The sequence below is a fragment of the Bradyrhizobium sp. YR681 genome (assembly GCF_000282615.1).
GTDB lineage: Bacteria > Pseudomonadota > Alphaproteobacteria > Rhizobiales > Xanthobacteraceae > Bradyrhizobium.
Genome location: NZ_AKIY01000266.1, coordinates 1 through 20,292, shown reverse-complemented (window position 1 = coordinate 20,292; position 20,292 = coordinate 1). Strand labels below are relative to the sequence as shown.

Sequence of the window (20,292 nt, the reverse complement as noted above, 5' to 3'; positions counted from 1 at the left end):
ATTGCCCAGCAGATGAGTATATGATCGAATACCCCGATGGTTCCCGACAGGCCAGATCTCGTCATCTTCGACTGCGACGGCGTGCTCGTCGACAGCGAGTTGCTGAGCTGCCGCTGCTTGTCCGAGGTGCTCGCAGAGTTCGGCCTCGCGCTCAGTGTGGAGCAGGCGCTTGAACTTTTCCTCGGGCGCAGCTCGGCTGCGATCGGAGAGTATTTTCGCGAGCGCGGCGAGGTCTTGCCCGACGAATTTCTGCCGCGGCTGAAGATGCGCGTGCTCGAGACATTTGCGGGGGCGCTTCAGCCGATCCCCGGGATAGGCTCGGTCTTGTCCGTATTGAAAGCGCCGCACTGCGTGGCCTCGTCGAGCGATATCGACCGCGTCGCATTGTCGCTTGATGTCACCGGTCTCTCATCGCATTTCGAGGATCGGCTCTATACCGCACAGATGGTCAAACACGGTAAACCCGCACCCGACCTCTTTCTCTATGCCGCCTTGAAGATGGGCGCGCAACCCGCGCGCACCCTGGTGATCGAAGACAGCGTCAGCGGCGTACAGGCCGCCAAGGCCGCCGGCATGGCTGTCTGGGGATTTGTCGGCGGTAGCCATTACCGCGCGCGTGACGGGCAGGCTATATTGGCCGCCGCCGGGGCCGATCGGGTCTTCGCGCAGATGAGCGATTTCTGGAAGGAAGCGTAACGCCCGCCATGGCCGCCGAGAACGACAAATCCAGGCTCGACGATGCCGCGCGCGCCGGCTGGCTCTATTTCATTGCCGGCCACACCCAGGACGAGATCGCAAAAATGCTCCAGGTCTCGCGCGCCTCGGCGCAGCGGCTGGTCTCGCTGTGTCTCGCCGAACGGCTCATCACCTTCCGGCTCGAACATCCCATCGCCGCCTGCATGGAATTGGCGGCGCGCCTGAAGGAGCGGTTCGATCTCGTCCATTGTGAGGTGGTGCCGGAAGATCCTGCCGCGCCGCAGGCCACCGCCGGCATCGCCGAACGCTGCGCCAACCTGCTCGATGCCACGCTACGCTCCGAGACGCCGGTCATCGTCGCGCTCGGCACGGGAAGGGCGGTGCGTGCCGCAGTCGAACGCGTCACGCCGATCGACCGGCCCAACCACCAGATCGTCTCGCTGGTCGGCAACATCTCCGCCGACGGTTCGGCGAGCTTCTACGACACTGTCGGCCGGCTCGCCGACCGCACCGGCGCGCGGCATTACCCGATGCCGCTGCCGTTCCTGATGTCGTCGGAGGACGAGCGCAACAAGATGGTGCGGATCGAGCCGATCGCCAAGGTGAAGGCGGTCGCGGCCAAGGCGGACTTGCGCCTCGTCGGCATCGGCCAGATGGACCAGAAGGCGCAGGTCCATGTCGATGGCTTCGTCACGCGTGATGAATTGTTCGAGATGATGCGGCAGGGCGCCATCGGCGAGATCACCGGCTGGGCCTATGATTCCAGGGGACGCCTGCTCAAGGCCGGCACCAACAAGCGCCTCACCAGCATCCCGCCGGAAGTGCCGGCGAAGACCACGACGATCGGCGCCGCCGTCGGCGCGGCCAAAGTGCCGGCGATCGCGGCGGCGCTGAGCGGAGGCCTGATCAACGGCCTGATCACGGACGAGGCGACGGCGAGGGCGATCCTGGAGCGGTAGAGGCGGGCGGTCTCGCCACCTACACCACTGTCATCATCCGCGAAGGCGGATGATCCAGTACGCCGCGGCCCCGCTTGAGGCAAACCAATAGACGTCCACGGCGTACTGGGTGCCCCGCTTTCGCGGAGCACGACGGTGTGGGCGGGGCGACCCCTCCCGCACCGCAGCACTCATAAGTTGCGCAAACACCCTTGCGCGTGCTTGACAACCGTTCTCTCCCGATTGAACATACGCCCAACGCGTGGGCATATGCTCAAAAGCGCGAGCTTAGGGAGGTCACTGTGAAACACGTCCTGGGCGCCGTCTGCGGCGCGTCTGTCCTGCTGGCCGTCCCCGCGATGGCCGAAACCACCCTGACGATCGCCACCGTCAACAATGGCGACATGATCCGCATGCAGGGGCTGACCGGTGAATTCACCAAGAAGAACCCCGACATTTCAGTGAAATGGGTGACGCTGGAGGAGAACGTGCTGCGCCAGCGCGTCACCACCGACATCGCCACCAAGGGCGGCCAGTTCGACGTGCTGACCATCGGCACCTATGAGGTGCCGATCTGGGCCAAGAAGGGCTGGCTGGTGCCGCTCGCCAATCTCGGCGCCGATTACGACGTCGCCGACCTGCTGCCCAAGATCAAGGACGCGGTCTCCGTCGACGGCAAGCTCTACGCGGCGCCGTTCTACGGCGAGAGCTCGATGGTGATGTACCGCACCGACCTGTTCGAGAAGGCCGGCCTGAAGATGCCGGAAAAGCCGACCTGGGAGTTCGTCATCGACGCCGCCAAGAAGCTCACCGACAAGAGCGGGGGCGTCTACGGCATCTGCCTGCGCGGCAAGGCCGGTTGGGGCGAGAACATGGCGTTCCTCTCGGCGATGGCCAATTCCTACGGCGCACGCTGGTTCGACGAGAAGTGGGAGCCGCAGTTCAACACGCCGGAGTGGAAGGCGACGCTCACGACCTACGTCAACCTGATGAAAGACGCGGGCCCTCCCGGCGCGAGCTCCAACGGCTTCAACGAGAATCTGGCGCTGTTCAACGCCGGCAAATGCGCGATGTGGATCGACGCGACGGTCGCGGCGTCCTTCGTCAGCAATCCCAAGGAATCCAAGGTCGCCGACAAGGTCGGCTTTGCGATGGCGCCGAACACCGGCCTCGGCAAGAACGCCAACTGGCTGTGGGCCTGGAGCCTGGCGATCCCAGCCGGCTCGAAGAAAGCCGAAGCCGCCGAGAAGTTCATCGCCTGGGCAACCAGCAAGGACTACACCAAGATCGTGGCGGCGAAAGACGGCTGGGCCAACGTGCCGCCGGGCACGCGCACCTCGCTCTACCAGAACCCTGAATATCTGAAGGTGGCGCCCTTCGCCAAGCTGACGCTGGCCTCGATCGACGCGGCCGATCCGAACAAGCCAACCGTGAAGCCGGTGCCATACGTCGGCGTGCAATACGCCGCGATCCCGGAATTCCAGGGCATCGGCACGCAAGTGGGCCAGCAGTTCTCGGCGGCGCTCGCGGGCTCGATGACGGTCGATGCCGCGCTCACCGCGGCGCAATCGGTCAGCGAGCGCGAGATGAAGCGCGCCGGCTACATCAAGTGAACCCGAGCTCTCCCTCCTGAGCTCACACTGGCGGCCATCCACCAGCCCCGGACGGATGGCCGCCTTCTTCCCCAGAGGAGACCTCAGGGATGGCAACCCGGCAGACGCAATTCCTTGCGCGCGCGCTCCTGACCCCGGCCGTCGGGCTGCTGTTCATCTGGATGATCGTCCCGCTGGCGCTGACGATCTACTTCTCGACGCTGCATTACAGCCTGCTCGATCCCGGCTCCGAAGCCTTCGTCGGGCTGGAAAACTTCCGCTACTTCCTCACCGATCCCGCGTTCCTCGCCTCGCTCCAGAACACGCTGGTGCTCGTCGGCTCGGTGCTGGCCTTGACGATCCTGCTCGGCATTCCCCTGGCGTTGCTGATGGACCAGCCCGTGATCGGCCGCAACATCGTGCGGCTGATGGTGATCGCGCCGTTCTTCGTGATGCCGACGGTGAGCGCGCTGGTCTGGAAGAACCTGCTGATGCACCCGGTCTCCGGCCTGTTCGCCTGGCTCGCCAGGGTGTTCGGGCTGACGCCGATCGACTGGTTCACCGACGCGCCGCTGCTCGCGGTGATCCTGATCGTCGCCTGGCAATGGCTGCCGTTCGCGACGCTCATTCTGCTGACCGCGCTGCAATCGCTCGACGAGGAGCAGAAGGAGGCGGCCGAGATGGACGGCGCCAGCGCGGTGTCGACCTTCATCTACATCACGCTGCCGCATCTGGCGCGGCCCATCACGGTGGTGATCCTGATCGAGACCATCTTCCTGCTGACGGTGTTCGCCGAGATCTTCGTCACCACCGGCGGCGGGCCGGGCCTGCAGACCACCAACATCGCCTTCCTGATCTATTCGCAGGCGCTGATCCAGTTCGACGTCGGCAGCGCCTCCGCGGGCGGCCTCGTCGCCGTCGTGATCGCCAACGTCGTCGCCTTCTTCCTCGTCCGCATCGTCGGCCGCAACCTGGAAGCCTGAATCATGGCGCGCAAGTCAACGACGCAGCAGGTGGTGATATCGACGATCGGGGCGTGGCTCTTCGGCTTCCTGATCTTCTTCCCGATCCTGTGGATGGTGCTGGCGAGCTTCAAGACCGAGCTGGAGGCTTTTGCCATCCCGCCGTCCTTCCTGTTCTTCCACTGGACGACGGAAAACTACGCGACCGTGCAGGAACGCAGCGATTATTTCCTTCACGCCATGAACTCGGTCATCATCGCCGGCGGCTCGACGCTCATTGCGCTCCTGATAGCCATTCCCGCGGCCTGGTCGATGGCGTTCTCGCCGACCAAGCGCACCAAGGACATCCTGCTCTGGATGCTCTCGACCAAGATGATGCCGCCGGTCGGCGTGCTGGTCCCGATCTACCTGATCTACAAGACGTTCGGCCTGCTCGATTCCCGCATCGGCCTCGTCTTCATCCTCTGCCTCGGCAATCTGCCGATCGTGGTCTGGATGCTGTTCACCTATTTCAAGGAGATCCCGCGCGACATCCTGGAGGCCGCCCGCATGGACGGCGCCACCATCGGCCGCGAGCTCATCTATGTGCTGACGCCGATGGCGATCCCGGGCCTGGCGTCGACCATGCTGCTCAATCTCATCCTCGCCTGGAACGAGGCGTTCTGGACGCTCAATCTGTCGACCTCGAACGCCGCGCCGCTGACGACGTTCATCGCCTCCTATTCCAGCCCGGAAGGGCTGTTCTGGGCAAAGCTGTCGGCGGCCTCGACGCTGGCGATCGCGCCCATTCTCGTCCTCGGTTGGTTCAGCCAGAAACAGCTCGTGCGCGGGCTCACTTTCGGCGCGGTGAAGTAAAGGGGCTGCCATGGGTCAGATCACACTTCAGGACGTGCAAAAATCCTTCGGCCCGGTGCATATCATCAAGGGTGCCGACCTCGACATCGCCGACGGCTCCTTCGTGGTGTTCGTTGGTCCCTCCGGCTGCGGCAAGACCACGCTCTTGCGTTTGATCGCCGGGCTCGAGGACGTCTCAGGCGGCAAGATCCTGATCGACGGCAAGAACGTGGTGGATACGCCGCCGGCGAAGCGCGGGCTGTCGATGGTGTTCCAGTCCTACGCTCTCTATCCGCATATGAGCGTGCGCGGCAATATCGGCTTCGGCCTGAAGATGGCCGGCCTGCCCAAGGACGAGATCAACCGCAAGGTCGAGGCCGCGGCCGCGACGCTGAACTTGACGCCCTATCTCGACCGCAAGCCGCGCGAGCTTTCCGGCGGCCAGCGCCAGCGCGTCGCGATCGGGCGGGCCATCGTGCGCGAGCCCAAGGGGTTCCTGTTCGACGAGCCGCTGTCGAACCTGGACGCCGCGCTGCGCGTGCAGATGCGGATCGAGGTGACGCGGCTGCAGAAGCAGCTCGGCACCACCGCGATCTACGTCACCCACGACCAGGTCGAGGCCATGACCATGGCGGACAAGATCGTCGTGCTCAACGCCGGCAAGATCGAGCAATATGGCTCGCCGCTGGAGCTCTACGAAAAGCCCGCCAATCTCTTCGTCGCCGGTTTCATCGGCTCGCCCAAGATGAATTTCGTCACCGGCGAACTCGCCGCGCAGCAGGGCGCGACCACCATCGGCGTGCGGCCGGAGCATCTCAGGATCGAGCGTGACGGCGGCGGCTGGCAGGGCACGATCGCGGTCGCCGAGCATCTCGGCAGCGATACGTTCCTTTATGTCGATGCCGGCCCGCTCGGCATGCTGACTGCGCGCTACATCGGCGAGCTCAGCCTGCATGCCGGCGACCACGTGTCGCTGCTGCCGGACCCCGCGCGCATCCACCGCTTCGACGAGCGCGGCAACGCGCTTCGCGGCTGACAAGAAACGGCAAGAAAACGGCAAGAAACGGAAGACAAAAATGTACCTGGAAAAATTCAAGCTCACCGGCAAGACCGCGTTCATCACCGGCGGCGGGCAGGGCATCGGCCTTGGCTGCGCCGAAGCGCTGGCCGAAGCCGGCGCGAAGGTGATCATCGGCGACCGCGACAGCAAGATCGCCGACAGCGCCAAGGCCGAGCTGAAAGCGAAGGGCTACGACATCGAAACCGCGATCATGGACGTCACCGATACCAAGCGCGTTGCGGAAGTCGCCAACGACCTCGTCGCCCGCCACGGCAAGGTCGACATCCTCGTCAACAATGCCGGCATCGCCCGCAGCGAGACCCCGGCGGAGACCGTCACCGACGAGCACTGGCTCAACGTCATCGACGTCAATCTCAACGGCACCTTCTGGTGCTGCCGCGAATTCGGCAAGCACATGCTGAAGGCCAAGAGCGGCGTCATCGTCAATGTCGGCTCGATGTCCGGCTTCATCGTCAACAAGCCGCAGGAACAGTCCTTCTACAATGCCTCCAAGGCCGGCGTGCATCATCTGACCAAATCGTTGGCCGCCGAATGGGGCGCGCGCGGCATCCGCGTCAACGCGGTGGCGCCGACCTATATCGAGACGCCGCTCAACGCCTTCGTGAAGAGCAACGCCAAGATGTACGACGCCTGGATCGGTGGAACCCCGATGGCGCGGATGGGGCAGGTCGAGGAGATCGCCTCCGTCGTGCTGTTCCTTGCCTCGGACGCCGCGAGCCTGATGACCGGCAGCATCGTGCTGGTGGATGGCGGCTACACTTGCTGGTAGGCTTACGTCAAAACTGACGAGAGCTTCCGGGAGCGACAATGCCGCGAGCGTATATTGGCGTCGACGTGGGGACCACGAGCACGCGGGCGGGGGTGTTTGACGAGGCCGGCACCTTGCTGGCGACGGCCAGGCATCCGATCAGGATCTGGCATGAGGCCGGCGACATCGTCGAGCAGTCGTCGGACGACATCTGGGACGCCTGTGTGACATCGGTGCGGGCGGCGTTGGCGGAAGCCGCAATCGCGCCCGACAAAGTCGGCGGCATCGGCTTCGATGCCACCTGTTCGCTAGTCGTCCTCGACAAGCAAGGCGAGCCGGTCACGGTCAGCGCCTCCGGCGAGGCGCAGCGCAACGTCATCGTCTGGATGGACCATCGCGCCATCGCCGAGGCGCGGCTGATCAACGAGACCGGGGACGACGTGCTGCGCTATGTCGGCGGCTCGATCTCGCCCGAGATGGAGATGCCGAAACTGCTGTGGCTGAAGCGGCATCTGCGCGCGAGCTTTGACGCCGCCGGCCATTTCTTCGATCTGGCAGACTACCTGACCTGGCGCGCCACCGGCTCGCTGCAACGCTCGACCTGCACCGTCACCTGCAAATGGAACTACCTTGCCCATGACGGCGGCGGCTGGAGCGCGCCGTTCTTCAAGCGCATCGGCCTGTCGGACTTCGTCAACGAGAAGTACGTCCGCATCGGCACCGAGATCGTCGCGCCCGGCACGCGGCTCGGCGCCGGTCTCACGCGTGACGCTGCGGCTGAGCTCGGCCTGTCGGCCGGCACACCGGTCGGCGCCGCGCTGATCGACGCGCATGCCGGTGGCATCGGCGCGATCGGCGGCCGCGACGGCTCGGATGGGGCGACCGATGTCAGCGACCGTCTCGCCTACATCATGGGAACGTCGGCCTGCATCATGGCGACGACCAAGGAGCCGTGCTTCGTGCCGGGCGTGTGGGGTCCTTATTATTCCGGCATGGTACCGGATGTCTGGCTCAACGAGGGCGGCCAGTCGGCCGCGGGGGCTGCGATCGACCATCTCCTGAAGTCGCATCCGGGCCATGCCGAGGCAAGCGCAGCGGCGCGGGGCGAGGGCGTCGACCTCATCGAATTGCTCGAACGCCGCATCATCGCGCGTGCCGGCGATGCCAGCCGCGCCGCGCTGCTGGCTCGCGACATCCACGTTCTCCCTGAATTCATCGGCAACCGCTCGCCCTATGCCGACCCCGACACCCGCGCCGTGATCGCGGGGCTCGATCTCGATACCGACGTCGCGTCGATGGAACGCCTGTTCGTCGCCGGCCTGTGCGGGCTCGCCTACGGGCTCGCCGAGGTGATCGAAGCCTTTGCAGCCCATGGCGTGCGTTCCAGCATCATGATCATGGGCGGCGGCGCCAGCCGCAGTCCGCTGGTGCGGCAGATCATGGCCGACACCACCGGCCTCACCGTCGCGCTGCCGCAGACGAAGGAGCCGGTGCTGCTGGGTGCCGCGATGCTCGGGGCGGTGGCCGGCGGCGCCTGTGCCTCGATCGGGGAGACCATGGCCAAGATGTCGGCGCTGGGGCGCAAGAGCGAGCCGACCGCGCCCGACATGGCGGCCTTCCACGCCCGCAAGCGCGAGGTGTACAAGCTGCTGCGCGAGGTCGACCGCGGCAGCCGGGCCGCGATGCGCGACGTTCCCGAGGGTTAGAACGAATGCTGATATCCTGCGGCGATGCGCTGATCGATTTCGTGCCGACGCGAAACACGGATGGCCGCGAGGCAGTGATGCCGGCGGTCGGCGGCTCCTGTCTCAACGTCGCGATCGGCATGGCGCGCCTGGGCGCACCGACCGGCTTCGTCGGCGGCATTTCGACCGACCTGTTCGGCCGCATGATCGCGGACCACGCGGCTGCCTCGCATGTCGAACTCGGCCTTGCCACCCGTAGCGACCACCAGACCACGCTCGCTTTCGTCCGCATCGTCGCGGGCGAATCGCACTACGCCTTCTATGACGCCGAGACCGCGACGCGGAGCTGGACCTACCGGCGCGGGTCCATTCCGTTCAATACGATCGAAGCCCTCCACGTCGGCTCGACCACGCTGGTCAACGACCAGGGCGCCGCCGAGACCAAGGCGCTGATCGCGGACGCGCGCGCGTCCACCACGATCTCCTTCGATCCGAACTGCCGCCCCAATCTGGTCAGGGACAAGCCGGCCTATCTCGCGCGCATGGCGGAGTTCGCGGGGACCGCCGACCTCATCAAGATGTCGGACGTCGACTTCGCTTACCTCTTCGGCGAGGAGCCTTTTGCGCAGCGGGCCGCCGCGCTGCTTGCGCAAGGCACAAGCCTCGTCGTCATCACCCGCGGCAACAGCGGCGCCATCGCCTGGCACGCGGGAGCAGGGCAGGTCGAGGTTGCAGCGCCCAAGGTCGAGGTCGCCGACACCATCGGCGCCGGCGACAGTTTTCAGGCGGCGCTGCTGTTCGCCCTGCACAAGCAGGGACGCCTTGCGCGGCCGCAGCTGAAAGCCATCAGTGCCGACGAGCTGCGCCGCGCGCTGTCCTTCGCCGCCAATTGCGCCGGCCTGACCTGCACCCGCCCGGGCGCCGATCCGCCCTGGAGCCACGAGGTCACCTGGCCCTTGTAGCGCGTCACAGCGATGCGACGACCTTTTCGGCGCATTTGAGGAAGGTGCGGATCAGCGGGCTGTGCGAGTCCCGCCGCCAGCAGACCGCGACGTCGAAGGAATCGGTGGCGTCCCGCAGCGGCCGGAACACGACGCCGCGCGGCGCGCCGAGCTGCGCGCAGGCGGGCAGGATCGCAAGGCCTTCACCGGCGAGAACCAGGCTCATTGCCGAATGCACCGTCTCCACCCGGCCGGCGATCGGCATCACGATCTGATGCCGCCGCAGCAGGGCCGCGACCACGGAGGAGGAGGGATCCTGCTCCGGAGGCGGCAGCGCGATCAGCGGACGGCCCTGGAGTCGTGCCATCGGCACCGCGCTCAGGCGCGCAAGCGGCGAACGGTTCGGCATCGCCAGCATGAACGGTTGCGTGCCGATCCGGGCCACCTGGATTTCGGGATGGTGGATCGGCGGCATGCACAGCGCGACGGTGACGCTGCGGTCGAGCAGCCGCGCCTCGCGCGTCGAGGCGCTGAGCTCGGCGAAGTCGAGATCGACCCCGGGAATCGATCGCCGCAGCTCGGGGATGAGACGGGGCAGCATCGCGTTCGCCAGCACGAACATGTAGCCGACGGACAGCCGCCCCCGGCTGCCGGCCGCGACCGCGCGCGCGGCTTCGACGCCGTCGGCCGCCAGCGCCAGCGCCTCGCCCGCGCGCGCCAGCAGCGCCTGGCCCGCTTCGGTCAGGTCCATGCCGCGCGTGCCGCGGCGGAACAGCGGCGCGCCGACCTCGGCCTCCAGCTTGCGGATCTGGACCGAGAGCGGCGGCTGGGCCATCCGCAGCCGTTCGGCGGCCTTGCCGACGCTGCGCGCCTCGGCCACGGCGACGAAATAGCGGAGCCGGCGAAGATCCATTGGCATACCGAAAACGTATGGGTTGCTGTCCAAAATCGTATTGGACGGCGAGTTAACAAAACTGTCATCCTCGCTGTCAATGCTATCGGCCAACGGCGGCCGCTCCGGAGCGATGTCACGATGAACGGCGATCCTTGCTTGCTATCCGCAACCGAGCTGCGCGGGCTCATCGCCGCCCGGAAGATTTCGCCCGTCGAGCTCACCCGCGCCGTGCTCGCCCGCGCCGAGGCGCTCCAACCCGAGCTGAACTGCTTCATCACGATCTGCGGCGACGAGGCGCTTGCGGCTGCGCGCGAGGCCGAGCGCAAAATGATGGCCGGCGAGCCGCTCGGCCTGCTGCACGGCATCCCCGTCACCGTCAAGGACATCGTCAACACCAAGGGCGTCAAGACGACCTTCGGCGCCGTTCCCTACAAGGACAATGTGCCGAACGAGGATGCGGTGGCGGTGGCGCGGCTGCGCAGCGAGGGCGCGATCCTGATCGGCAAGACCACGACGCCGGAATTCGGCAGCAAGTGCCTGACCGACTCGCCGCTGTTCGGCCGCACCCGCAATGCGTGGGACGCCTGCCGCTCCTCCGGCGGCTCCAGCGGCGGCGCGGCGGTCGCCGTGGCCAGCGGCATCGCGCCGCTCGCGATCGCCACCGACGGCGGCGGCTCGACGCGGATTCCCGCCGCCTGCAACGGCGTGGTGGGACTGAAGCAGAGCAACGGCGTCATTCCGCACAGCCAGGCGCTGGATGTGTTCGGCAACCAGACCTATGTCACCCCGACCACCCGCACCGTCGCCGACACCGCGCTGATGATGCAGGCCATGGCCGGCGAGGATGCCTGCGATCCCTGGTCGATCGGCGTCGGCGTGCCCGATTTCGTCGGCACCGCCGCTCCGCGCGGCGATCTGCGCGGGCAGAGGATCCTGTACTGCCTGACGCCGCCGGGCCGGCCGGTGTCCGCGGAAGTCGCCGCCAGCTTCAAGGCCAGCCTCGACCGGCTGGCCGGACTTGGCGCCGAGCTCGAGGAATTCTCCGGCGAGGGTTTTGACATCGAGCCGATCTGGCGCGCCATCAACCACACCCTCTGGCGCACGCGGTTTGCAAAACTCGCAGCCGAGCACAAGGACGAGCTGAGCGAGGCCTTCCTCAAGCAGCTTGCGCTCGCGACCGAGGTCAGCGGCGTCGACTACCAGGAGGCGATGTTCGCGCGCACCGCGCTGTTCCGCCGGGTGCAATCCCTGCTTGCGCGCGGCCACTTCCTGGCGATGCCGACCCTCACGCGCACCGCACTGCCGATCAAGCAGGATTTGTTCGGCACCATCGAGATCGACGGGGCGCATTTCGACAGCGTCCGGCCGCACTGGTTCCCCTGGACCATGCCGTTCAACATGACCGGGCATCCCGCCGTCAGCCTTCCCTCGGGCTTTGGCCGCGACGGCCTGCCGATCGGACTTCAGCTCGTCGGCCGCTTCCGGCATGATGCCGAATTGCTGCGCGTGAGCGCGCTGTTCGAGGCCTCAAGCGACCTTCTCTCGCGCTGGCCGGACTAAGGGGCAGCTTGTGGAGACCGCATTGTTGAGGGATGTGTTAGCTCGCTGTCGTTCCCGTCATCCTGAGGTGCGAGCCGCGCGGCGCGGTGCGCCGTGCAGCGAGCCTCGAAGGATGAACGGCCGAGATGCAGCCCGGCCGTCGCCCTTCGAGGCTTGCCCTGCGGCGCGATGCGCCGAAGGGCGCGCACCTCAGGGTGACGGTGAGGTGCGCTCGCAAAGGGCTTGCCTTGGGCGTCCGGACATGATGTTCGTGCCGCGGATGAGCCCCGAGACCGGTCGCGCATGAGCGTATTTGTCCTCCGACGTCTGTTGACCCTGCTGGCGACGCTGGTCGGCGCGTCCGTGATCATTTTTCTGGTGCTGGACGCGCTTCCGGGCAATGCCGCGCAGATGCTGATGGGCGCCGACGCCTCGGCGGACGCGGTGCGCGCGCTCACCGTCAAGCTCGGGCTCGACCAGCCGCTGGCGGTTCGCTACTTGCAATGGATCAAGGGCCTGCTGGTCGGCGATCTCGGCAATTCCTATGTCTACGGCACGCCGGTCGGCAGCCTGATCGCGGAGCGGCTGGTGCTGACCATTCCGCTCGCGATCATGGCCATGTCGATCACGGTGACGCTGGCGCTCTCGGCCGGCATCTACACCGCCGCCAACCATAACAAGCTCGGCGATGTCGGCGTGATGTCGCTGACCCAGGTGGGCATCGCGCTGCCGAATTTCTGGTTCGCGATCCTTCTCGTTCTCCTGTTTTCGGTCAGGCTGCAATGGCTCTCCGCCGGCGGCTTCGCCGGTTGGGAGGACGGCATCTGGCTCGGGGTCAAATCGCTGCTGTTGCCGGCGGTCTCGCTTGCGGTGGTGCAGGCCGCGATCCTTGCCCGCGTCACGCGCTCAGCCGTGCTCGAGGTGCTGCGCGAGGATTTCGTCCGCACCGCGCGCGCAAAGGGCCTCGGCAAGCGCGAGGTGCTGTGGCGCCATGTGCTGCGCAACGCCATGATCCCCGTGATGACGGTGATGGGTCTGCAATTCGCCAATCTGCTCGCCGGCACCATCGTGATCGAGAACGTGTTCTACCTGCCGGGCCTCGGCCGCCTGATCTTCCAGTCGATCGCCAACCGCGACCTGATCGTGGTGCGCAATTGCGTGATGCTGCTCGCGACCATGGTGGTCATCGTCAATTTCGTGGTCGACGTGCTCTATGCCTTCATCGATCCCCGTATCAAGGTTCACGACCTGTGAGCGCGCCCCTGACCACTCCGATTGATGCGCAGGTCGCGACGCGACGTCTGCCGGCCAAAACCTTCTGGGGCCGCGCGCTGCGCCATCGCAGTTTTGTCCTCGGCGGCGCGCTCAGCCTGCTGGTGCTCGCCTCGGCGCTGCTGTCGCTGGTCTGGACGCCGTGGTCGCCTTACGAGATCGACATCGCCTCGAAACTGCGGCCGCCCTCGGCGGCGCACTGGCTCGGCACCGATTCCTTCGGCCGCGACATCGTCTCGCTGCTCCTCGCCGGCGCCCGTTCCACCATCATGGTCGGAATCATCGCGGTCAGCATCGGTCTCACCTTCGGCCTCTGCCTCGGCCTGATCGCCTCGGCGCGGCGCGGCTGGACCGAAGAGATCATCATGCGCTTCTCCGACTTCACCTTCGCCTTTCCGGCCGTGCTCTCGGCCATCATGCTCGCCGCGGTCGTAGGACCCGGCATGGTGACCTCGATCGTCGCGATCGGCATTTTCCAGATCCCGACGCTGACCCGGCTGACGCGCGGCTCGGCCAACGCGATCTGGGCGCGCGAATTCGTGCTGGCCGCGCGGGCCTCGGGGAAGGGCAAGTTCCGCATCACCATCGAGCACGTGCTGCCCAACATCCTGTCGATCCTGATCGTGCAGGTCACCACCCAGTTCGCGCTCGCCATTCTCGCGGAGGCCGCTCTGTCCTATCTCGGCCTCGGCACGCAGCCGCCGCAGCCGTCCTGGGGCCGGATGCTGAACGACGCGCAGACGCTGCTGTTCCAGTCGCCGATGCTCGCGGTCTATCCCGGCGCCGCCATCGCGGTCGCCGTGCTCGGCCTCAATCTCCTTGGTGATGGATTGCGCGACCTGCTCGATCCCCGCCTGGCGCGGGAGCGATGACGATGGCTGAGCGCTCCGACATGCCGCTGATCGAAGTCAGCAATCTCGGCGTCCGCCTCAACACCAGCCGCGGGCCGGCGCAGGCCGTGCGCGGCGTCAGCTTCGCCTTGAAGCGCGGTGAAACGCTCGGGCTCGTCGGCGAATCCGGCTGCGGCAAGTCGGTCACCGCGATGTCGCTGATGGGCCTGTTGCCGGACAGCGCAATCGTCACCGGCAGCATCAAGCTCGACGGCAACGAACTCGCCGGGCTTGCGGATGCCGATTACTGCCGCCTGCGCGGCAACCGCATCAGCATGATCTTCCAGGAGCCGATGACCGCGCTCAATCCGATGCACACGATCGGCCATCAGGTCGCAGAACCCTTGCGGCGTCACAAGAAATATTCGGCGGCGCAGGCGCGGCGCGAGGCGATCGCCTTGCTCGACCGTGTCGGGCTGCCGGATCCGGCAAAGCGCATCGATGCCTATCCACACCAGTTCTCCGGCGGCCAGCGCCAGCGTGTCACCATCGCGATGGCGCTCGCCTGTGAGCCGGATCTTCTGATTGCGGATGAGCCGACCACGGCGCTCGACGTCACCATCCAGGGCCAGATCCTCGACCTCATCGCCGATCTCGTCGAGGAGCGCGGCATGTCGATGATCCTGATCTCGCACGATCTCGGCGTCATCGCCGAGAACGTCCAGCGCATGATGGTGATGTATGGTGGCACCGTGGTCGAGAGCGGGCCGACCGACGAGGTGTTCCGCCGCATGGGCCATCCCTACACGCAGGGCCTGTTCCGCGCCCGGCCGAAGCTCGGTGCGCGCAAGGGGACGCGGCTGACGACGATCGCGGGCACGGTGCCGGAGCTCGCGGATCTTCCGGCCGGCTGCACCTTCTCCGCACGATGTCCGCTTGTGATCGATCAGTGCCGCGCGGCGCTGCCGCCGATGGTCGAAGTCGGCGCCGGCCATGGCGTGCGCTGCGTGCGCACCGATGTCTCGATGGCCGCGAATGTCGGGGCGTTGTCCGCATGAGCACCGCGCCTCTTCTCGACGTCAGGGATCTCGAGCAGCGCTATACGCTGCCCCGCGAAAGCCTGTTCCGCCCGCCCGGGCAGGTGCGCGCGCTCAACGGCGTCAGCGTGCAGGTTCAGGCCGGCAAGAGCCTCGGCATCGTCGGCGAGTCAGGCTCGGGCAAGTCGACGTTTGCCCGGGTGGTGATGGCGCTGGAGCGGCCGACGTCGGGGCAGGTCGCGCTGCTCGGCCGCGATCTGAACCAGCTCTCCACCGACGAGCTGCGCCGCGCCCGGCGCGATTTCCAGATGGTGTTCCAGGATCCCTACGGCTCGCTCGATCCGCGCCAGACCATCGCGCGCATCGTGGCCGAGCCGCTCACTGTGCTGGAAGGCGCCGACCGCACCACCTTCCGCGACCGCGTCGCCGCGGTGCTGCGCCAGGTCGGCTTGCGCGATGCCGACATGGACAAATATCCGCACGAATTCTCCGGCGGTCAGCGCCAGCGCATCGCGATTGCGCGCGCGCTGATCACGCAGCCGAAGCTGATCGTCGCCGACGAGCCGGTCTCCGCGCTCGACGTCTCCGTGCAGGCCCAGGTCCTCAATTTGATGCAGGACCTCCAGGAGCAGTTCGGGCTGAGCTACGTCCTGATCAGCCACGACCTCGCCGTCGTCGACTATCTCTGCGACGAGGTTGCGGTGATGTATCTTGGCCGGATCGTCGAGCAGGGCCGCCCCGAGGATCTGTTCGAGCACTGTGCCCATCCCTATACGCGGGCGCTGCTGGATGCTGTGCCGCGGGCGCGCGCTGGCGGCGGACGGCGCAGGCGCGGGGCCCAGGCAATCGCCTCGCAATCGGCGGCCACCACGGGGTGCCCCTATGCCCCGCGTTGCGCGCTCGCCGACCAGCATTGCCGCGAGGCCCTGCCTGAGCTACGCAAGGTGGGCGGGGCGCATCTCGCCGCCTGCCACAAGGCGGAGGCGGTGATGGCGTTGCCGCAGCCTGCTGCGGAGGGTTAGTCTCAGGCGCAGGATTGGCGTAGACTGGGAATTGAGAAGGCAGGGGAGTTACGCATGTTCAGGAAACTATCCATCGTCGCACTCACTGCCGCGCTTGTCGCGGCGCCGCTGCCGGTGCTTGCCCAAAGCAAGAAGGACAGCGTCGTCATGGCGATGACGCTGGAGCCGCCGGGGCTCGATCCCACCAACGCGGCCGCTGCCGCGATCGCCGAGGTCACGCTCTACAACATCTACGAGACGCTGACCAAGATCAACGAGGACGGCTCCGTTTCGCCCCTGCTGGCCGAGAGCTGGACCGCGTCGCCCGACCTCAAGACCTACACTTTCAAGCTGCGCAAGGGCGTCAAATTCCACAATGGCGAGCCGTTCGACTCTGCCGCCGTGAAGTTCTCGTTCGAGCGCAATGCGGCGCCGACCAGCACCAACAAGGACAGGAGCCTGTTCCAGAGCTTCGAGTCGGTTGCCGCGCCAGATGCCGACACTGTCGTGATCACCCTGAAAAATGCCGAGCCGAACCTGCCGTTCCTGATGGGACAGGCGAGTGCCTCGATCGTTGAGCCGAAGAGCGCGCCGACAAACGTCACGCAGCCCGTCGGCACCGGGCCGTATCAGCTCGGCGCCTGGGCCAAGGGTTCCTCGATGACCCTGACCAAATGGGCCGACTACCGTAACGCCGCCGCGATCAAGCTCTCGAAGGTGACGATCCGCTTCATCTCCGATCCGTCCGCGCAGACCGCGGCGCTGCTGTCGGGCGACGTCGACGCCTTCCCGCGCGTGTCGGCCCAGCGCACCATCGCACAGTTCAAGGCCGATCCGCGCTTCACCGTGCTGGTTGGCGGCTCCCGCGCCAAGACCATCGTCGCCATCAATCACCGCAAGAAACCGCTCGATGACGTCCGCGTGCGCCGGGCCATCCTCGCCGCGATCGACCGCGAGGCGATGATCGACGGCGCGGTGGACGGGTTCGGCAGGCCGATCGGCAGCTTCTACGTGCCGGGCGCCCTCGGTTTCGTCGACACCACCGGCATCAATCCCTACGATCCCGCGAAGGCCAAGAAGCTCCTCGCCGAGGCCGGCGTCACCACGCCGCTCGAACTGTCCCTGAAGCTGCCGCCGCCGCCCTATGCGCGGCAGGGCGGCGAGATCGTCGCGGCCCAGCTTGCCAAGATCGGCATCGTCGCCAAGATCGAGAACGTCGAATGGGCGCAATGGCTGTCGCAGGTGTTCGCCGGCAATGGCCCGCACAATTTCGACCTCACCATCATCAGCCATGTCGAGCCGTTCGACCTCGTCAAGATCACCGAGCCGGACTACTATCTCGGCTACAACAACGCGGCGTACAACGCGCTCTACAAGCAGATCGTGTCGACGCCGGACGAGGCGGCCCGCGCCAAGCTTCTCGGCGACGCCCAGCGCATGCTGGCCGCCGACGCCGTCTCCGCCTACATGTACCAGCCGCAGCTGATCACCATCACAGCCAAGAAGCTGAAGGGTGTCTGGAAGGACGTGCCGCAATACGAGAACGATTTCTCGACCTGGTATTGGGAGTAGGGGGCGGCGCGCGTTCGAGGCGCGCGCAGCCCATTGCTGCGCCCTCTCCCCTTGCGGGAGAGGGCAGCGACACTGGTCGATGCAGACTCACCAGGGTGAGGGGTACCTCTCCGCGAACGCAGAACGTAGGGTGGGCAAAGGCGCACTTGCGCCGTGCCCACGTCTTCGCATCCATTGGGCAAAGACGTGGGCACGCTTCGCTTTGCCCACCCTACGTTCTGGACTCGCGGATAGAACCCCTCATCCGGCGCTGCGCGCCACCTTCTCCCGCAAGGGGAGAAGGAAGAGGCGATCGCGACGATTTCGGAATATTAGCATCATACCCCTGTTTTGCCCGACGTGTCAAACGGTGGGGATGCCGGTGCGCGCTCGCTCCCCTTGCCGGAGTGGACAGCGACGCCGCTGGAGACGGAATCACTCGAGTGCGGGGACGTCTCCGCGTCTGCCGGCGTAAGCCGTTGATTTTCCAATCACCGGCTACTGTGCATGGGGTTGTTTTCGCGCTTTTTGTTTGGCCGCCCCCGTCAAGCCGCCGCCGGCAGATCCGGATCGGCGATCGCGCCTGCAACGCGGACGCGCACGCGCAGCGCATTGCCGGGCAGATAGGCGATCGGCATGTCCTCGACATCGACGGTCTTGAGGCTGTCGCGTGCCGCGCCCGCCTGCACCGCACGGTCGGCGGCGATATCGCGCGCCGCTGCGATCGCATCCTCGCGGCTGAGATCGCGGAACACCTGGTCGGCTTCGCCGCTGACCTGCGCGATCGCGGCGCCCACCGCATTGGCGCAATCGCCATGCGGCACGCGCACGATCTCGGAAATGCCGGGCAGGCGATCCGGCACCAGGAAGGCGCCGCCGCCGACCGCGAGCAGCGGCACGTCGCCGGCCTCGGTCTTCATGCGGTCGATGTCTTCCTCCAGCTTGCGCCAGGCATCACGCATCGCCGCCTCGATCAGGCGTTTCGGCAGACTGGCGACGCGGGAGCGGTCGCCGATGTCGATCAGGCCGGCAGCGACCGCGACGTCGGTCGCCGTGAGGCGCGAGCCGCCGAATACCAGCGCGTCCGAGGTCAGGCGGTAGCCGACGCTGAGCGGGCCGACGCGAACCGGATCCTCGTCGACATGGCTGCCGCCGCCGAGACCGATCGAGAGCAGGTCGGGCATGCGGAACAGCGTGCGCACGCCGCCGACTTCCACGACGGCATTGGCCTCGCGCGGAAAACCGTGCCTGAGCTGGCCGATGTCGCTGGTGGTGCCGCCGACGTCCACGACCATGGCATCGTCGAGGCCGGACAGATGCGCGGCGCCGCGCATCGAATTGGTGGCGCCCGAGGCAAAGCTCATCACCGGGAACGCAGTGGCGATCTCGGCCTGCATCACCGTGCCGTCGTTCTGGGTCAGGAACAGCGGCGCGTCGATGCCGCTGTCGGCGATCGCCTTGCGGAAGGCCGCGACCGTGGTGATGGCGAGATCGTGCAGGGAGGCATTGAGCAGCGCGGCATTCTCGCGTTCCAGAAGTCCGATGCGGCCGAGATCGTGCGACATCGTCACCGCGACGTCGGGGCAGATCTCCGCGAGAATCTCGCGCGCCGTCGTCTCGCAGGAGGGATCGAGCGGGGAGAAGCTCGAGCACACCGCGACCGAGCGCAGGCCCGCATCCCTGATCTTTCGCGCGGCGTTCTTGAGGCCGGCGGTGTCGAGCGGCATGAACGGACGGCCGTCGTAATCGTGGCCGCCCTCCAGCATGAAAATCTCGCCATTGACGAGGGATGCGAGATCCATGGGCCAGTCGCAGAACGGCGGCAGCGAGGCGCTCGCGGGCATGCCGATGCGGATCGCGCCGATCTTCTGCACGTGGCGGCGCTGCACCACCGCGTTGATGAAATGGGTGGTGCCGATCACGACCGCATCGACCTTCACCGCAGCGGCCGGTTCGGCGCGCAGCGCTTTCAGCGCGTCCAGGATGCCCGAGGTCACGTCGGCCGTGGTCGGGCGCTTGACGGAATGAACGACCTTCTCGTCGACGATCAGCACGGCGTCCGTGTTGGTGCCGCCGACATCGATGCCAATACGCTTCATGATAGCTTAAGCTCCGACTGCTGCGGGCGCGAAGAGGGAACGGAAGTCGAGGTCGTAGCCGAAGGCGCGCGGGCCGACGAAGTCGAGACCGCGGGGGCTCGTCAGCACGGCAGGCGCGGGCAGGGCGACGACGGTGACGCGCTGGCCGTAGCGGATGGTCTCGGTGCCGATACCATGGCCGTTGACGCTGTCGAGCACGCAGATCAGGTCGGGTGAGGTCGCGATGGCCTCTTCGCCGCGCCAGGCCACGATCCATTCGTTCTGGAACGAGAGCTTGAGCCGGGCGCCGCGATCGGCATCGCTGCCGTCGACCATCGCCGTGCCGCGCAGGAAGCCTTCGGTGGTGCGCCGGGCGACGTCGACGATCTTGCCGGTGAACAGTTTTTTGCCGCCTTCGGTTTCGAGCAGCGCCGTGATCGGATCCTCGTGACGACGGTTGGCCTCCTGCACGGCGCGGCCGATTCGGATCGCCTTGGTGGTGGTGAAGTGGATGCCCCAGTCCTTGACCTCGCGCCCGGTGCGCGGCGCCTTGCTGGTCGAGGCGATCGAGCCCATCTCGACACAGATCTTGCGGCTCCCCCCCTCCATCCA

General features: G+C 66.6%; 18 protein-coding genes. 15 read left to right on the top strand and 3 right to left on the bottom strand.

Going from position 1 to position 20,292, the window contains the following annotated elements; translation table 11 throughout:
- Positions 1-36 precede the first annotated feature (36 nt).
- The 9 genes from PMI42_RS29030 (at position 37) to PMI42_RS28990 (ending at position 9,498) form a co-directional block, all read left to right on the top strand.
- Complete coding sequence (locus tag PMI42_RS29030; protein ID WP_008141065.1) at positions 37-696, top strand: HAD family hydrolase; 660 nt, start codon at positions 37-39, stop codon at positions 694-696.
- Between the two features lie 8 nt (positions 697-704).
- Entirely contained in the window at positions 705-1,655 is a 951-nt protein-coding gene (locus tag PMI42_RS29025; RefSeq protein ID WP_008141064.1) for a sugar-binding transcriptional regulator, read from the top strand.
- A 338-nt stretch (positions 1,656-1,993) separates the two neighbouring features.
- The gene (locus PMI42_RS29020) at positions 1,994-3,247 is read left to right on the top strand and encodes an ABC transporter substrate-binding protein (protein WP_240535296.1); all 1,254 of its coding nucleotides are present in this window, start codon (positions 1,994-1,996) and stop codon (positions 3,245-3,247) included.
- Positions 3,248-3,336: 89 nt separating this feature from the next.
- Entirely contained in the window at positions 3,337-4,209 is an 873-nt protein-coding gene (locus PMI42_RS29015) for a carbohydrate ABC transporter permease (protein WP_008141062.1), read from the top strand.
- A 3-nt stretch (positions 4,210-4,212) separates the two neighbouring features.
- On the top strand, positions 4,213-5,043 hold the full coding sequence (locus PMI42_RS29010) for a carbohydrate ABC transporter permease (RefSeq protein ID WP_008141061.1): 831 nt from the start codon (positions 4,213-4,215) through the stop codon (positions 5,041-5,043).
- 10 nt (positions 5,044-5,053) lie between these two features.
- On the top strand, positions 5,054-6,058 hold the full coding sequence (locus PMI42_RS29005; protein WP_008141060.1) for an ABC transporter ATP-binding protein: 1,005 nt from the start codon (positions 5,054-5,056) through the stop codon (positions 6,056-6,058).
- 40 nt (positions 6,059-6,098) lie between these two features.
- Entirely contained in the window at positions 6,099-6,872 is a 774-nt protein-coding gene (locus PMI42_RS29000; RefSeq protein ID WP_008141059.1) for an SDR family NAD(P)-dependent oxidoreductase, read from the top strand.
- Positions 6,873-6,910: 38 nt separating this feature from the next.
- Positions 6,911-8,557, top strand: a complete 1,647-nt coding sequence (locus PMI42_RS28995; protein WP_008141058.1) for an FGGY-family carbohydrate kinase — start codon at positions 6,911-6,913, stop codon at positions 8,555-8,557.
- Between the two features lie 5 nt (positions 8,558-8,562).
- Positions 8,563-9,498: a carbohydrate kinase family protein gene (locus PMI42_RS28990; RefSeq protein ID WP_008141055.1), complete on the top strand. Its 936-nt coding sequence runs from the start codon at positions 8,563-8,565 to the stop codon at positions 9,496-9,498.
- A 4-nt stretch (positions 9,499-9,502) separates the two neighbouring features.
- On the opposite strand, the gene PMI42_RS28985 is transcribed toward PMI42_RS28990, so the two are convergent.
- On the bottom strand, positions 9,503-10,390 hold the full coding sequence (locus PMI42_RS28985) for a LysR family transcriptional regulator (protein WP_035966966.1): 888 nt from the start codon (positions 10,388-10,390) through the stop codon (positions 9,503-9,505).
- Between the two features lie 120 nt (positions 10,391-10,510).
- Between PMI42_RS28985 and PMI42_RS28980 the strand changes: the two genes are divergently transcribed.
- The 6 genes from PMI42_RS28980 (at position 10,511) to PMI42_RS28955 (ending at position 17,623) form a co-directional block, all read left to right on the top strand.
- Positions 10,511-11,932 (top strand): amidase, encoded by a 1,422-nt coding sequence (locus tag PMI42_RS28980; RefSeq protein ID WP_008141051.1) that lies wholly within the window; start codon positions 10,511-10,513, stop codon positions 11,930-11,932.
- A 282-nt stretch (positions 11,933-12,214) separates the two neighbouring features.
- Positions 12,215-13,165, top strand: a complete 951-nt coding sequence (locus PMI42_RS28975; protein WP_008141049.1) for an ABC transporter permease — start codon at positions 12,215-12,217, stop codon at positions 13,163-13,165.
- Positions 13,162-14,055: an ABC transporter permease gene (locus PMI42_RS28970; protein ID WP_008141048.1), complete on the top strand. Its 894-nt coding sequence runs from the start codon at positions 13,162-13,164 to the stop codon at positions 14,053-14,055. Before PMI42_RS28975 ends, PMI42_RS28970 begins: the two co-directional genes overlap by 4 nt.
- Before the next feature lie 2 nt (positions 14,056-14,057).
- Complete coding sequence (locus PMI42_RS28965) at positions 14,058-15,071, top strand: ABC transporter ATP-binding protein (protein ID WP_008141046.1); 1,014 nt, start codon at positions 14,058-14,060, stop codon at positions 15,069-15,071.
- Positions 15,068-16,072, top strand: coding sequence for an ABC transporter ATP-binding protein (locus PMI42_RS28960; protein ID WP_008141044.1), 1,005 nt, complete (start codon positions 15,068-15,070; stop codon positions 16,070-16,072). Before PMI42_RS28965 ends, PMI42_RS28960 begins: the two co-directional genes overlap by 4 nt.
- A 54-nt stretch (positions 16,073-16,126) precedes the next feature.
- A complete protein-coding gene (locus PMI42_RS28955; protein WP_008141042.1) occupies positions 16,127-17,623 on the top strand; it encodes an ABC transporter substrate-binding protein in 1,497 nt (498 codons plus the stop codon).
- A gap of 524 nt (positions 17,624-18,147) precedes the next feature.
- Here PMI42_RS28955 and PMI42_RS28950 read toward each other — a convergent pair.
- Together PMI42_RS28950 and PMI42_RS28945 are read right to left on the bottom strand one after the other, a co-directional pair.
- Positions 18,148-19,701 carry a hydantoinase/oxoprolinase N-terminal domain-containing protein gene (locus PMI42_RS28950; RefSeq protein ID WP_008141040.1) on the bottom strand — a complete coding sequence of 518 codons (1,554 nt, stop codon included), beginning with the start codon at positions 19,699-19,701 and terminating at the stop codon, positions 18,148-18,150.
- A gap of 6 nt (positions 19,702-19,707) precedes the next feature.
- Positions 19,708-20,292 (bottom strand): S-methyl thiohydantoin desulfurase family protein (locus PMI42_RS28945; RefSeq protein WP_008141038.1); only part of this gene is annotated, 585 nt, incomplete at its 5' end.

Bases quoted from the DNA above. Each gene is read 5' to 3' on its own strand.
- PMI42_RS28995 (WP_008141058.1), top strand. From the start codon at position 6,911: ATGCCGCGAGCGTATATTGGCGTCGACGTGGGGACCACGAGCACGCGG.
- PMI42_RS28950 (WP_008141040.1), bottom strand. From the start codon at position 19,701: ATGAAGCGTATTGGCATCGATGTCGGCGGCACCAACACGGACGCCGTG.
- PMI42_RS28990 (WP_008141055.1), top strand. From the start codon at position 8,563: ATGCTGATATCCTGCGGCGATGCGCTGATCGATTTCGTGCCGACGCGA.
- PMI42_RS29000 (WP_008141059.1), top strand. From the start codon at position 6,099: ATGTACCTGGAAAAATTCAAGCTCACCGGCAAGACCGCGTTCATCACC.
- PMI42_RS28980 (WP_008141051.1), top strand. From the start codon at position 10,511: ATGAACGGCGATCCTTGCTTGCTATCCGCAACCGAGCTGCGCGGGCTC.
- PMI42_RS29015 (WP_008141062.1), top strand. From the start codon at position 3,337: ATGGCAACCCGGCAGACGCAATTCCTTGCGCGCGCGCTCCTGACCCCG.
- PMI42_RS28955 (WP_008141042.1), top strand. From the start codon at position 16,127: ATGTTCAGGAAACTATCCATCGTCGCACTCACTGCCGCGCTTGTCGCG.
- PMI42_RS29010 (WP_008141061.1), top strand. From the start codon at position 4,213: ATGGCGCGCAAGTCAACGACGCAGCAGGTGGTGATATCGACGATCGGG.
- PMI42_RS28975 (WP_008141049.1), top strand. From the start codon at position 12,215: ATGAGCGTATTTGTCCTCCGACGTCTGTTGACCCTGCTGGCGACGCTG.
- PMI42_RS29025 (WP_008141064.1), top strand. From the start codon at position 705: ATGGCCGCCGAGAACGACAAATCCAGGCTCGACGATGCCGCGCGCGCC.
- PMI42_RS29005 (WP_008141060.1), top strand. From the start codon at position 5,054: ATGGGTCAGATCACACTTCAGGACGTGCAAAAATCCTTCGGCCCGGTG.
- PMI42_RS28965 (WP_008141046.1), top strand. From the start codon at position 14,058: ATGGCTGAGCGCTCCGACATGCCGCTGATCGAAGTCAGCAATCTCGGC.
- PMI42_RS29020 (WP_240535296.1), top strand. From the start codon at position 1,994: ATGGCCGAAACCACCCTGACGATCGCCACCGTCAACAATGGCGACATG.
- PMI42_RS29030 (WP_008141065.1), top strand. From the start codon at position 37: ATGGTTCCCGACAGGCCAGATCTCGTCATCTTCGACTGCGACGGCGTG.
- PMI42_RS28985 (WP_035966966.1), bottom strand. From the start codon at position 10,390: ATGGATCTTCGCCGGCTCCGCTATTTCGTCGCCGTGGCCGAGGCGCGC.
- PMI42_RS28960 (WP_008141044.1), top strand. From the start codon at position 15,068: ATGAGCACCGCGCCTCTTCTCGACGTCAGGGATCTCGAGCAGCGCTAT.